The organism is Paenibacillus terricola (assembly GCF_014779765.1).
GTDB classification, from domain to species: Bacteria; Bacillota; Bacilli; order Paenibacillales; family Paenibacillaceae; genus Paenibacillus_T; species Paenibacillus_T terricola.
This window is the reverse complement of the sequence record NZ_JACXZA010000016.1, coordinates 1-12,906: the sequence shown is the minus strand read 5'-3', so window position 1 is coordinate 12,906 and position 12,906 is coordinate 1. Positions and strand designations below refer to the sequence as shown.

The 12,906-nt window shown below is 45.1% G+C and carries 11 protein-coding genes; 5 read left to right on the top strand and 6 right to left on the bottom strand.

Annotated elements, in window-relative coordinates; all coding sequences use genetic code 11:
• Positions 1-927 precede the first annotated feature (927 nt).
• The 3 genes from H8B09_RS31365 to H8B09_RS30250 all read right to left on the bottom strand — a co-directional run bounded on the left by H8B09_RS31365 (position 928) and on the right by H8B09_RS30250 (position 4,225).
• On the bottom strand, positions 928-1,023 hold the full coding sequence (locus H8B09_RS31365) for a putative holin-like toxin (protein WP_397376111.1): 96 nt from the start codon (positions 1,021-1,023) through the stop codon (positions 928-930).
• A gap of 639 nt (positions 1,024-1,662) precedes the next feature.
• Positions 1,663-2,973, bottom strand: coding sequence for a competence protein CoiA (locus H8B09_RS30255; protein ID WP_191207277.1), 1,311 nt, complete (start codon positions 2,971-2,973; stop codon positions 1,663-1,665).
• Positions 2,974-3,475: 502 nt separating this feature from the next.
• Positions 3,476-4,225: a nucleoside 2-deoxyribosyltransferase gene (locus H8B09_RS30250; RefSeq protein ID WP_191207276.1), complete on the bottom strand. Its 750-nt coding sequence runs from the start codon at positions 4,223-4,225 to the stop codon at positions 3,476-3,478.
• 687 nt (positions 4,226-4,912) lie between these two features.
• Between H8B09_RS30250 and H8B09_RS30240 the strand changes: the two genes are divergently transcribed.
• Positions 4,913-5,383, top strand: coding sequence for a stalk domain-containing protein (locus H8B09_RS30240; protein ID WP_191207274.1), 471 nt, complete (start codon positions 4,913-4,915; stop codon positions 5,381-5,383).
• A 208-nt stretch (positions 5,384-5,591) separates the two neighbouring features.
• Here H8B09_RS30240 and H8B09_RS30235 read toward each other — a convergent pair whose 3' ends face one another.
• Positions 5,592-6,200, bottom strand: a complete 609-nt coding sequence (locus H8B09_RS30235) for a type II toxin-antitoxin system PemK/MazF family toxin (RefSeq protein WP_191207273.1) — start codon at positions 6,198-6,200, stop codon at positions 5,592-5,594.
• 253 nt (positions 6,201-6,453) lie between these two features.
• Between H8B09_RS30235 and H8B09_RS30230 the strand changes: the two genes are divergently transcribed.
• Positions 6,454-7,287 (top strand): S1 family peptidase, encoded by an 834-nt coding sequence (locus H8B09_RS30230; RefSeq protein ID WP_191207272.1) that lies wholly within the window; start codon positions 6,454-6,456, stop codon positions 7,285-7,287.
• A 50-nt stretch (positions 7,288-7,337) separates the two neighbouring features.
• Here the strand turns inward: H8B09_RS30230 and H8B09_RS30225 are convergent, their stop codons facing one another.
• On the bottom strand, positions 7,338-7,829 hold the full coding sequence (locus H8B09_RS30225; RefSeq protein ID WP_224754143.1) for a helix-turn-helix domain-containing protein: 492 nt from the start codon (positions 7,827-7,829) through the stop codon (positions 7,338-7,340).
• A gap of 175 nt (positions 7,830-8,004) precedes the next feature.
• Positions 8,005-8,319, bottom strand: coding sequence for a hypothetical protein (locus H8B09_RS30220; protein WP_224754141.1), 315 nt, complete (start codon positions 8,317-8,319; stop codon positions 8,005-8,007).
• Between the two features lie 883 nt (positions 8,320-9,202).
• Here H8B09_RS30220 and H8B09_RS30215 point away from each other — a divergent pair.
• From H8B09_RS30215 to H8B09_RS30200, 3 genes are all read left to right on the top strand, one after another.
• Positions 9,203-9,409, top strand: coding sequence for a hypothetical protein (locus tag H8B09_RS30215; RefSeq protein WP_191207270.1), 207 nt, complete (start codon positions 9,203-9,205; stop codon positions 9,407-9,409).
• Between the two features lie 787 nt (positions 9,410-10,196).
• Positions 10,197-10,967, top strand: a complete 771-nt coding sequence (locus H8B09_RS30205; protein ID WP_191207268.1) for a ParA family protein — start codon at positions 10,197-10,199, stop codon at positions 10,965-10,967.
• Entirely contained in the window at positions 10,957-11,211 is a 255-nt protein-coding gene (locus H8B09_RS30200) for an RH3 domain-containing protein (RefSeq protein WP_191207267.1), read from the top strand. Before H8B09_RS30205 ends, H8B09_RS30200 begins: the two co-directional genes overlap by 11 nt.
• Positions 11,212-12,906 lie beyond the last annotated feature (1,695 nt).

Here is a 12,906-nt window from a genome sequence, read left to right as displayed (position 1 = left end):
TATCCGTTGCCGCTCTAGGCTATGTCCAGCCCTTACGATCCCTCGCGTCCCCGAAGCTCAAATCGATTTTGTAAATTTTTCTAACACCTACTAACCATGCCTCATACCTGTGCCCCCCCCCCCCGTCCGTGCCGGGTACACATACGAAAGAGCCCGACAGCGTCCAGCTTACCGTTGCTGCCACCTCTTCCTTCCTGTATCTAATGTCACGCCTGATCGTCTGACATACGTACAAAATCCATATTTTGTACGTATGTTGAGTAGTGAACAAAGCCCGTCGTTATGCGGTTATTGTTATTATCGAACGATCTTGAAGGGCAAAAAAACAGCTTGCTAGGGCAAATGTGTAGGAAAGTGCAAATGGTATGAGGGAGCTTGATAGCCGGGCAGAGAGAAGTAATTCCCTGCTAGTACCTTTCGTCAGTGACCCGGCTCTTGGCTTCTGCTTATCAGGGTAAACCGTTCCAGTACCACAAGAAGAGTCAAGATAGATACCTTTGGTCGTAGACGTCAGCGATATTGGCACGGAGGCCCACCAGCAACGGGGAATGGGATACCCTCAGCGTCACGACAGGTGCTCAGACCGAGAATTCCAGCATCAAGCTCATTCGAAAATTACATGTTTTTTTCCGCATATAAAGGAGAATGTTCCACTCGTAGTACAGATTCCTACTTGTCGTACGGAATCCGTAGTGCTAATATCGAGTTTAACGTCACTACATTCCCATCGAACGATTATTCGTTGGGAATGCAAAAAGACGAACCGGTGGTCAGACCGATTCGTCCGTATGTAAAGATTGGATGAAAGAATGTGCGGGGAGAACCCCCAACCAAAGCGAGCAGATTACGACGTGCTTCATATCGTGATCTGTCAAACCAAGAAGCCTTGAACCAGAACGCCTAGGAAACGTTCATCTGGTTTAGGGCTTATTTCTTTTTGTAGACCGTATGGATGTATGTCAACAATGCCAGTAAGAAAATTCCGCCAGTAAACATTAGCGTCAGTGTGTTGTTGTTGTCCATATTCCCTTCCTCCTCACCGAGCACCAAATGCTCTGGAAGGAAGACCCCGATCAACCATTCTCGTCCTATCGTGGCTCTATAATATATCTATATATTGTGCGGGTCAATATCAGTTTTTCGAGCTTCCGAAGCTGAATTTCTGGCTTGCCAACTAAGCATTATTAGTTGGTAAGCCGAAAACCCCACCCTAGGGATAGTTTTTGTTGGTTTCACTGATCATAACTGACCATTTCACGTTATTACCACGATGGAAATCCCGAAAAAAATTTTTAAAAACGGACGAACCTGTCCCACGAACATTACTCCGTCCGTTAGCCCGTAGCGTAAGCCGTGAGATTCTCGACGATCTGAGTCAGCGATTCGTCGTCCGTCGTAACCGTCACGCACTGCTTCCCTAATCGTGCCTTTCAACGTTAAAACTGTATAACTGTATTCCTGTATATCTGTAAAGTTTCCCGAATTGACGCAACTTATTATTCGCCCAGTCACTTGGACAAAATAACGAATATTAGCTTCTATACAATTGTTGATTCTACGCGCTTTTGAAGTTGGATTATCTTCAGCTTATCGAAATTAAGACTGAAGTGTATGCCACCCGCTGTCTATGTTTTTCCGCTCGAGTGGCATCCCCGATCCCGTTCACCTTTTCGTATGGCGCGGTTCTTTCCTTAGCAACTCCTCGAATGCCGAGAACGATGTGACTTGTTGTGCCAGTTCCCAGAGACGATCAAAGTTTATGAGCCCTTGGCGTCCTACGTATGTAGTCCAAAGTAGCATTTGTTCCGGTTGAGTCATTTTCAAATGCACCTTTAGAAGTTCTTTGAGGCCATTGTAGCTCATCGGTTTGCTTGTTCCGTATGCGATTTGCTCGTTCCTTGCTTTCTCGTATATCACTTGCAATTCAGCCTCATAACGGGCGTGCGCTTCGGCCCGGGCAATTGTTTCCGCTTCGGCAGCTGCTTGCGCTGCGGCTTGTAGAAACTCTTGTTCCGCCTTCCACATTTGCAGACGCTTTTCGTATAGCGCTCTAAAGTGCTCGTGTTCTTTTGCCTCTTGTTCTTCATGATGTAGCGCGAGGTTTTCTTGTAAGGAGAGCGCTGTCGAGATATTCATTCGGTAGCCCTCATTGACTGCAAACGCTTGGAAGGGTGCTATCTTTTGATCGGCAATGAAGCGATGGACGGAGAATTCGATGCTTTCGCTCATTGAATGGATATAGAACAGACTTCGGGTATCAATGGAAGGAAGGAACGGGCTGGGCGATAGGTAAGACATGACGGAAAATAGCTGGTTCGTATCCTCACTCAAATCCAGTAGAAGCTTGTCCCATGCTTCATCTTGTGGTGTCTTGGATGATAGATCGAGCTCGGATTCCCACAGGTAGATGGCGCGTGTTTTTTCGTCAATGACTTGTTCTTGGACATCTATGAACCAAAGGGTATCCAGACCTTTGTTTTTGAAGTAAGCGTTTCGTTCCCTTAGCTTTTTGACTAGTTTCTGATCCTTCATCCGGTCGACATTCGTGAGTACGGAGATGGCTGTTTCGACGCCTTTATGGGACATGACAATATCGGGAAGGTGGCTCCATTTTTGACCGGCCTTTGCAATATAGCCGAATTCAACTGACAATGACGGGCGAATCTTCTCTTGATTTTTAAGCACTTCATGAATCATTTCACGCAGGACGGAATGATGTTGTGCTTCTCGTTTTGTTTGATGGCTGTACGTCGCATTGCTCTCCTGCAGTTCGCAAGCTTCGCCGGGATTGTGGGCGAAGAAGAGTCCGCGTTCACCATCACGAACGCGTAGAAGCCGATGGCATTCGGGACATGAATAAGCTCCTTTGTTTGCGGCCTTTCTAAGTCTTTCTACCGCCTGCTTGCGTGGTAGAGAGGTATCAAGGCGGTCTTCGATGTATATAATAGCGCTTTGGTATACGGCATGATGCATTGTGAACACCTCAATAAGAGCTTTTTTCCTCAGTTTACTTATGCCTAGAATGATAGTAAAGAAGACTTACAGATTCTTGGATAATTGTTTTCCGAGTCTAACACTTTATTTTCACTCGACAGTAGAAAACAACGTGGTGGGGCGGTCGCAGTGCCCCCAGAACGACAAAAGTCCATCCCGAAGGATGGACTTTTGAGTTTAAGTGTTAATGACTATGAATCGTTATAAGATGCCGCAAGGACGCTGTTTTATTTTTGAGAGTTATATTGAGTGGCTTACTTTTTTAGTCCCTCACTTGATACGGTAGAGGATCTCCGACTTGTTCTGCCCCTCACTTATACGGCTGAGAATCTCCGACTTTTTGCTTTTTGACCGTGAGCTAACTCACATCTATTATTCTAAAACCTTTACTTGTTAAGTCAAGTAACCATGCGGGCCTAGTGAGTGTCTGTAGTAGGCTGTTCCAGGAGCGCAGCAGCTCCTTAGCTGGGGGTAGTATCAGCTAAATATCGTATTCGAGTAATGAAGAGAGTTCTTCTGAGAGTTGCTTATCGTCAACAAAAAATGCAATATACAAACCTGCTTGTCCAATGGTTAGATCATCAAGATCGGATTTTAAGATGTAGCCAGCGTTTTTCATAAGGTTCGAAAGATATTTTTTCTGTTTTTCCGTCGCAGGCTGACTACTGGTGTCCTCTTTCGGTATCAAAAGTTTGTTTAGTGTCCTAGTCTTTTTATCGAACACCGTTATAAAGATACTCCATGCCTCTTCGGCCGAATTACTATTAATTGAAACATCAGCCAATCGACAAGGAAACCACAGGTCATTTACACATGCTAGTTCATTAGAAACAGCAACGAAGACAGGTTTCCCCAAAGCAACTGCATAACCAATCTCTGCTATTGTTCCATAAGCATCCGGTCGATCAATCCAGGCAAATACAACGCTAGCTGCTTGAATCCAATTAGTACATTTAGTAACAACATTATAGCTATTTTGTTTGCTAGCTTCGTAACCGTTATATTCATCAATTCCGCTTTCACAGATTGAGGTATTTAAACCCCTGCCGTGAGTATTATCTCCATGATAACAACCATGATCGCATTTAATAAAATAAGGTCCACAGTATTGAAATCCATCAACCATTTTCATTACAAAGCCATTATTCGCGTTCCTTAGGTCTTTAAATATCCGATGTCTCCAATCGTTTTTACCGATCTTTCCGGCCATATAGACAAGTAATTTCCCCATAAAAAAACCAGACCCCACTCTTTTAAGATTTCCTAGCACTTGCCATCTTTGCAGCGCGTTTTAGAAATTCCTGATGCGATATTTCACCGCGAAGATTTTTCCGAATCAGTTCGTTGCCTATGGCGCCGCTTTTCACCTGCTTACATGATGGCTAGCGTAAATCACACCCTAGAACAGAGCGAACATGCAAACGGTCTATGTGGTCGATAAATCGAGTATATCACGCTTTTTTCGAAAAATAGCTGCAGCCAATATAGAATTAAAAGTAAATGAAAAGGAACGAACAAACGGAAGCACCGTTTTTAACCAACCCGCATTAGGTTTGTTAGACGTGGCTTCCGTTTTTTTGTTTCCGATCAACAAACTGAGGAAAAGTGACTATGCAAAAGAGGAAAAAGGATAGATTCACGGTTGAATATTCGGGAAAGGTAGAGAACTGCGGATCCCGAGAAATGGCACTTGTCAGAATGAAAAGCCTTAGACAAGCCCATCCTCTCCGCATGCATATCATCGTATACCACAACGGCAAACTGATCGCGGAATGCATGCCTCTACTGCAAAGCGGAGAAGTCATTGAAGACGACTGTTAACAGAACCAATCATTTAGACCAATAAATATAGCAGGCAAACGTCCAGCTGGGGGTCGATAAGCGCCAGCAATTTATCCGATAAGGTGGAATCAAACCAATGAAAATGAAGATCGCACTACTTTCTGGCATTGCCCTCTCCCTCATCATCGCCGGTACTGCAATGGCTGCCGACGCAAAAAAGGTAGCGAAAATTAAATTGAACGGCATCCAGGACAGCAAACTAGTAAAGATGTACAACGACAAATATACCGGTATGGATCTCCCGGCCGAACTGATTGACGGGACATTGTACTTCAAGATTGTAGAAGAACTGCCTTTCTTGCGTACATGGGGCTACTTCCCGGATAATTGGGCCGCTGCTGGTTTTGATATTGACGGCAAAACAGATGTATCGGTAACAACCGGCAGCAAGACTTACATCGACTTACTCGGACTGCCTCAGACGATTTCAAACACGGTAAAGAATCAGCTGAAACGCCATTTCTTCCCTGTTCGTTACGTATACGAGCTCGCAGGCTACAAAGTCGATTACGATGCTGCAGCGAAAACTGTCACCATCTCAGAATAAGAACACTTCCGGAGGAAGCGAACCTTTTCCCCTCCTGGAAGACAAAAAAGGGCATTAAGTGAACTATCACTTAATGCCCTTTTTTTGTGGCCTAGAACGAAAAAAGCCCATCCCGAAGGATGGACTTTTAGTTAAGTTAAAAACTGTGTCAAACGTTATTGGATGCCGCTAGGGCGCTGTTTTATTGCTGAGAGTTATAATAGCATGATTATTTTTGTTCGTCAACAGTGGATCCGGCTACTTGGCTATGGGCTTTTTGCATCTCCTGAATCGCCTTTGATTTCGAAAAGAAGAGGTTAACCATTTTATTGTCGATAAGATCCAGCTGGGCATTCGTCAAATAATGGTCGTCATCCTTTGTTGTTCTTGGGCTTGTAATACGCAGCTTACTAACCGTTCGAATCTGCGTAGGGAGCGCGTAAACCAACTTATCGTTAATACTTGGGATTTGCCCTAGATATACATCATCAGTATGTACGTCAGCTTCCCCCTTTCCATCATCGAGCGAACCAAGCGGAATCACGATAGCCGTTGGACTGGACCATTTGTTGTCATCCAAAATGACGCCCCAATGCGGACCGCCATGCTCTGAACCAACATTGAATCCGAAGTTGATATGCACGACTTCCCCACGCTTATAGTTCTTATTCTTTTTAGGATTGAACCCGACTTCCCACTGCAGATAGTTATTCTGTCGGGACAGCCAATGCAAAAGCGTTCTCCCCCGATGCTCGTCCATATTCTCAATGACGTTTTGCAGATCACTAAGAGCTTTAGCCGTTTGCTTCATCAATGCAGGATTATTTTTAACTACCAATCTATTTCCCCCTTTCTTCCATGAAAGCTATCATATCACAACGTAGGTCTATAATAATAGAAATGGCCGGGTTAGTAGTGCCTAGCTCATAGATCGAACACTTCCGGATGGAAGCCCGCGCGGCAGGTTGTATCGCTCTATTGCCGCCGCTCTGCAGCGTAGCGCGTAGCAGCTTCTCACCTTCCTGCAGCATGTACCTGGTTTATGATAGAATTAATGCAGTAAAATAATAGAACTTCCGGGGGGAAACCAAATGACAGTAGAATTATCGATTGCGGAACATCTGATGTACAGCACGGTAAGAATAGAGACATATACTGCAAGCGGTAACAGTACGGGAACAGGGTTCTTTTATCGAATGCTAAAAAACGGAAATGCCTACGTACCGGTTATTGTGACGAATAAGCATGTCGTCGAAGGTGGAGAAATTGGTAGAATGGTATTTAACATAAAAGAGAACGGAAAACGCGTGAATAACGGCTCCTTCGCTATTGAAATTCCACAATTTCGAAAGCAATGGATCGATCATCCGGATCCTGACGTTGATCTTTGCGTTATGCCGATCGCCGGTATCATGGAAGATGTAAAAAGGAACCACGGTGTAGACCTATATTTCGTGACACTGGATGAAAATATCGTACCCAATGAGACGCAAATTAAAGGGCTTGATGCGATTGAAGAAATCGTTATGGTTGGTTATCCTAACGGACTTTGGGATCGCGTTAATAATCATCCTATTATTCGACGGGGCATTACCGCAACGCACCCTGCCTTCGATTACAACGGCCAGGCTCAGTTTCTTATTGACGCAGCTGTATTCCCAGGATCCAGCGGGTCCCCTGTCTTGATCTACAATATAGGCACCTATGTAGGAAGAGATGGAGAGGCACGTCTAGGAAATCGGGTTCACCTACTCGGAATCATATACGCCGTACATCAATATACTGCCAAGGGTGAAATCCAAGTTATTGAGGTTCCAACCAAACAGCAGGAAATAGTGAATTCTAACCTGCCTAACAACCTGGGGTTAGTCATCTCAGCGCAAAAGCTTCGTGACTTTGACGATATTTTGCGAAAATTCATGTAAGCCTGGCGGCAGCCGTTTAATCAGACGCTTCCGGAAGGAAGCTGCCGGCTTCATCTAGCGCTGATTTCGGTCAATCCGAGCGCTTGGAATACCTTCCCGACCGTGCCCGTTGTAATTCCGCCATCGGCGTCTTCGATCATCGAAATCTGTTCCTGTGTCGTCCCGGCTTCTTTGGCTAGCTTCTGTTGGGTCCACCCTTTTTGTAGACGGTGAGCAAGCACCAAGTCACCAATGATAACGGGGAACGATTGGAGATACTCCACAACCTCAGGAAGTTCATTTGTCGTTTTCACGAAATCGTTATAGTCCTGACCTGGTTTTCTTGTCGTCAAAGACAAAGCACGTTGCAAGAATTCTTCTTCGCTGATATCCCCGCGAAGGCAACTAAGAATCAGCTCGTTTTCTTCCGGTGTTACGAACAAGCCTTCTACGTTCAAACTTGCCTCGGCTGTGTTCATGGCCTTCCTGATCCGCTCATCTGCCAGCAGTTTTTCGTAATAAGCAACCTTATTCGCCTCGAACTCATTCATCATCTTGTTCATTTCCAAAACTGCCACCACCTTTTTTCGTTTGCTGCAGCTTATTTCCCTGCAAGTAGGATTGCTTCTTCGCTTACCTCGGGTCAGAAAACGACCATAATTATGACCGATAAACGACTTGTAAGAGTAGAATTGCGACGTATGATTATGACTTAACAAAGACCGATAACGCTACAGATCAGTATGGCGACTCGTTGTAAGCTGCTTTTGCTTCGTCGATGGTCTTGAAATCGAATGCCCGATACATGGCACGAACCAACTTACTGATCTGTTCATCTGAGTAGCCAAGTTCCTTCGCTGCAAAGATGGCATACCCTTGCGCAGCGTTGTTGCTCCAGTCACTCTGAGACCATTGATCGCGTTCTAGGAGCTTGCGAAGGTACTCCGAGCGGTTGCCGTTGGCTTCGCCGTCAAAATGCTCCCAGAGGGCTTCTGGAAGCGTTAGAGACACTTTCTTAGTCACACCGAGTGACGGTCTACCAATCTGCTTCACAACGATCTGCTGGCCACTGGCGAGCTTGTAACGGCAATTTGCGCATAAAACGATTCTTTCCCCCTTAGAGATAAAGTCGATCACGTCATTTGTGCGACCACAATTCGTACAATTCATGGCGTTCTCCTTCGTATTAAAATTATTTTTATTATATAATAAAAGTTACTTAAATTCGATGTTTTAGGTAACTTATATTTGCTTGGGAATCGCTGAAGAAGTTAAGGAAGTTAAGGCAGGATAAGGAGCGTGTCACGCACAGACTACACATCAGCGGCAAAGCCGCTGAGAATACGGGTTAAGCGAGACTACAGAGCGGACTACATAATTAAATATTCATAACTTTAAAGACTACAAGCTGAATGAAATCCTTTCTATGATGATACATAGACGGACTACAAGCTTGACGAGTGGACCCATAGGGGGCTAGATATGCAAAGAATGTAACGGAGTTATCATGTCGACGACTGTCGTATAGTCAGCGCCGCAACTGGGTTTTTCCCGAATTGATAGTTTACGAGGGTAGTAGATTGTGGTAGTATTTGTCCTAATAAAACAAATAAGCCACGTTCGGGCGGCAAGAGGTGGGGACCTCTTAACTGCTCTATCCGATCTGACAATCGGTGAACAGGCGCGCGACACATGACTTTTTGTACCCTTATAGTAGCATCTTGTCCGTTTCAGGGCAAGATAAAACCTGCTATAGGACGGGATAAAAATACGGTGAAGCCCCTGATTCTCCTTTATGGGATCGGGGGCTTCTTTTGTTGTCAGCGGCTCCCCAGCCGTACATACCCGAATCTAATAGAGTTGGCAGCTCCGATCTCGCGAAAAAACGAGACGTCGAGGGCTTAGTTTCTTATTGCCTAAAAGGAGAAATATGGCGATGGCATTAACCAACAAGAGGGCGAAGCACTGGTCAAGTATCATCAAGTGGAAAGCAATGACGAAAGATCAGTGCAAACAGGTTACAAACCTTTTAAGAGCTTGGGACGAGCTGACAAGTGAGCAAATTGAATCATTGGAGGCATTTCTCTCGACAGTGACCATTTCAGCTGTAGCAAAAGCTAAAAAAACAAATTGGTCTGAATAAAGAACTATCAATTGAATACGCAAGGCGTGGAGAGCAGGAACAACACGTTAAACTTAGTAAGGGTGCGCATGGGAGCCGATTGCAGCAAAGTCCTGGCACTACTCCAATATTGCCTAACCATGCTCAGGTAGGAGTAGTAACGGGGAGACACCGATAAGGTCAGGAGGAAGCCAAGCCGTCGCAAGACGGGGAGGACGCATCAATCACGCAGGATTGGCTTTGCGTGGCAAAAGATGCGTGCAGCGTAAAAGCTGCTTGTTCGAGCATGGATGCGACGGATACTCGTCCGCGCCCTACGCGGCGTGACATGGACAACCTACTTAGTGCCATCAAATTCAGTCTGTTTGTTGGCGCTAGGTAGGTGATCTCTGCTCAGAAGCCTGAACCGCAACCCGATCAGCGTGATAGTTTCCTGCTTGCCCGTCAAGCATTTCAATAATAATTGTCGGATGTCGATGAAATAAATGTGGAGAGATCAGCCGCGAAGCGAGTTGAGGTCTGGGTGACAACGTGTTTTTCGTTGTCCCCATTCCTCAGCTTGCGAGTGGTCCCGTCCGATCTGGACGGAATTATTTCTAAAAAATCGTAGGAATCCAACGATTTACAAATAACAAAAAGCGCCTTCTGTGAGAGTTACAGAGAATTTTCAGACGAGGATTGCGAATGAAAAATGCAGAGAGAAGCTAAACCGGGTCACTGACGAAAGGTACTAGCAGGGAATTACTTCTCTCTGCCGAATGTATTCCTGTATTACTGTGAAACTGTATTTTCTGAGGAGGAAATAGGCGTGGGAATCACTATATCATTCGGGATTCAAAAAGGTGGGGCTGGGAAAACGACGACGACTGCTATAGTCGCTTTTCTTTTGGCTAAGTCTGGCAAAAGGGTGCTGGCTGTAGATTTCGATTCTCAGGGCAACCTGACGCAATTTCTGACGCAGCGCAACATCTACGACTTTACTGAACGAACTGCCTTAGAGGCATTAAAGAAGCAAGACGCAGCTCCGTTCATTCATGAAGTCACTGCGAATTTGGATATTCTGCCGGCTGAGGATCTCTTGATTACGTTTTCGGCTTGGCTGTATAAGGAATATCGAGGAAAAACTCCTGCCCATATTCTCAAACAAACACTCGAGTCAGTGAAGGATCGCTATGATTTCATACTGATCGATTTGCCGCCGAATCTAGGTGATCACACTATAAATGGACTAACTGCCTCGGACTTTGCTGTTGTTATGCTACAAAGTGAACCATTTTGTCATGACGCTCTAGATCGTTACATAGAAACACTTCAGATTGTGAAGAAACAGACGAACCCGGATCTGGTACTCGCAGGAATTCTAACAGTGATGTTAGATTCTCGGACGACCTTGGATACTGCAATTCTAGATAGGACACGAAGTGACTATGAAGACATAGTGTTCCAGTCTGTAATTAAACGCAGAAGCCGTATTAAGGAGTTCACTGTTACAGGAATTCAAGCGGCCACGAAGGCAGATCAGGATGCCTTAGATCCATACAACAAATTCGTAAAGGAGCTGCTTGATCGTGTCAAATAAAAAGGAAGCACTTAGCGAACTGCTGAACAAGAAACCTGTAAATACAAAAATACAGGAAAGTGTAGATACAGTTATCGACAAAGGGACGACTACTTCCGCAACAACAGCAGCAAAGAAGAAGGCTACGTACGAACTCGACATGGATCTGCATACCGAGCTTAAAGTGTTCGCTGCCAAACAAGACAAGAGAATGGTTGACATCGTGGAGCTCGCAATTAGAAGGTATTTAGAAGATAATCGGTAAATACAGGAATACAGGAATACAGGAATACAGGTTTCTGTATTTACGGGCGCTATAGAAAAGAAGCAACCGAAGCGAAGGAACGGGTGAACAGACCATGAGTCTCGGACATTATGACGTGTGGACCGAAGAGAGCGAATTTGGGGCATGGATTAAGGCTACGGGGGGTGGAAAATCGGCTCTTTCGGTTTGTCTGAAAAATTTTAAAACAGGCGAAAGGATAACGGCCAGTACGCAGGAAGCCCTGTCCAGCCAGGGGTTCGACGTTATAAGGCATGACGAGCCCTTTACAGGATAATATTGGGGCGAATATAATTATAGGTAGACGCAGGATTGTTCTCCCTCAGGCTTACGAAGGAGGACTTCCCATGAAGACAAATAAACTCAACGTGTGGTTGCTGTGGCTTAATCTGGGCATGCTTTTGTGCTCAGTAGGCACACTCACACTTGAATATCTAACCTATATCGGTTAGTACGCTAACCACTGCCGTTGCCGCCCTGCCAGATTGAACTTTTAGCTTTTCCCTATAAATGCAAAGTGGCCCCTACTCATCGCTTTGGCCGGTGAGAGTAGGAAGCCACTATCCGAGGGAAGAACCCTGCGTCTTGACTTGAACCGTTCGGTGCTACCAACACTGAGCGGTTCTTTTTATTTCCCGTGGTGACATCATGATATCATGACGTCATAACAACGAGTTACGCAACTCGTGTTTACGCAACTCGTGTTTACGCAACTCGTGTTTCTGGTTTGTTACTTTTATTATACGAAGCACTAGATGCAAAGTAAACGTCTCATTACGGATATTTTACTTCTCTCCGTTGATCTCTTTTGTGGAAGCGGAGGTTTAGCGAGCTGCAGCAGCCGAAGAAGGGTCCGGGGTGGCTTTTTTTTGTGATTCATTTAAGCTAGCGATTGGCGTTATCTCAGGTGTATGTTAATTACCATAAAAGATGCATACCGCAAGACGCGAAATACCGAGCATGGCGTAGCATTAGAAAGGATAAGTAAGATAAATACCCTATTAATCGCGCAGAATCCCCGAAATGGCAAATATGCAACACAATGTCAATTGTCGTTCTGTTGTAATATTTACACAAGACAGGCTACATTACCCCTTGCATCAAGGAACTTGCTGTACAGGGGAGGTGGTTCGCCATGACTAACGAAGCCCTGATTGCGCTTATTTCACTCATCTTCCAGATGATTACGTTCGCTGTAACTAGCCGCAACAATAAGTAAGACCCTACCATACGCCGCTAAACGTTTGGGTAGGATCTTATGGGTGGTCAAACCGCGAGGGGATTAATCTCGTGGCCTGTTTATGAAAACCGATCGGAGTGGTGTCCGGTCGGTTTTTTACATTGTTTAGATGTCGAAGACCGATAGTGTTTTCGTGAACATTCTTGAAAGTACGAGAGAATGCTGGAAAGTGCTAGAAAGTACTTGAAAGTAGAACTTAATTTCGATATTAGCACTCCCTGTTCTATACGACAAGGGGAAATCTGTCTTACGAATTGGACAAACATCGACAAACGTCGATATTCTCCGTTCGGAATTATCTTAATTCAATCGACTATCCGTTGCCGCTCTAGGCTATGTCCAGCCCTTACGATCCCTCGCGTCCCCGAAGCTCAAATCGATTTTGTAAATTTTTCTAACACCTACTAACCATGCCTCATACCTGTGCCCCCCCCCCC

Excerpts from the sequence above, each read along its gene's own strand:
- H8B09_RS31365 (WP_397376111.1), bottom strand. The coding sequence starts at position 1,023 with ATGGACAACAACAACACACTGACGCTAATGTTTACTGGCGGAATTTTC.
- H8B09_RS30255 (WP_191207277.1), bottom strand. The coding sequence starts at position 2,973 with ATGCATCATGCCGTATACCAAAGCGCTATTATATACATCGAAGACCGC.
- H8B09_RS30250 (WP_191207276.1), bottom strand. The coding sequence starts at position 4,225 with ATGGGGAAATTACTTGTCTATATGGCCGGAAAGATCGGTAAAAACGAT.
- H8B09_RS30240 (WP_191207274.1), top strand. The coding sequence starts at position 4,913 with ATGAAAATGAAGATCGCACTACTTTCTGGCATTGCCCTCTCCCTCATC.
- H8B09_RS30230 (WP_191207272.1), top strand. The coding sequence starts at position 6,454 with ATGACAGTAGAATTATCGATTGCGGAACATCTGATGTACAGCACGGTA.
- H8B09_RS30225 (WP_224754143.1), bottom strand. The coding sequence starts at position 7,829 with ATGAACAAGATGATGAATGAGTTCGAGGCGAATAAGGTTGCTTATTAC.
- H8B09_RS30215 (WP_191207270.1), top strand. The coding sequence starts at position 9,203 with ATGGCATTAACCAACAAGAGGGCGAAGCACTGGTCAAGTATCATCAAG.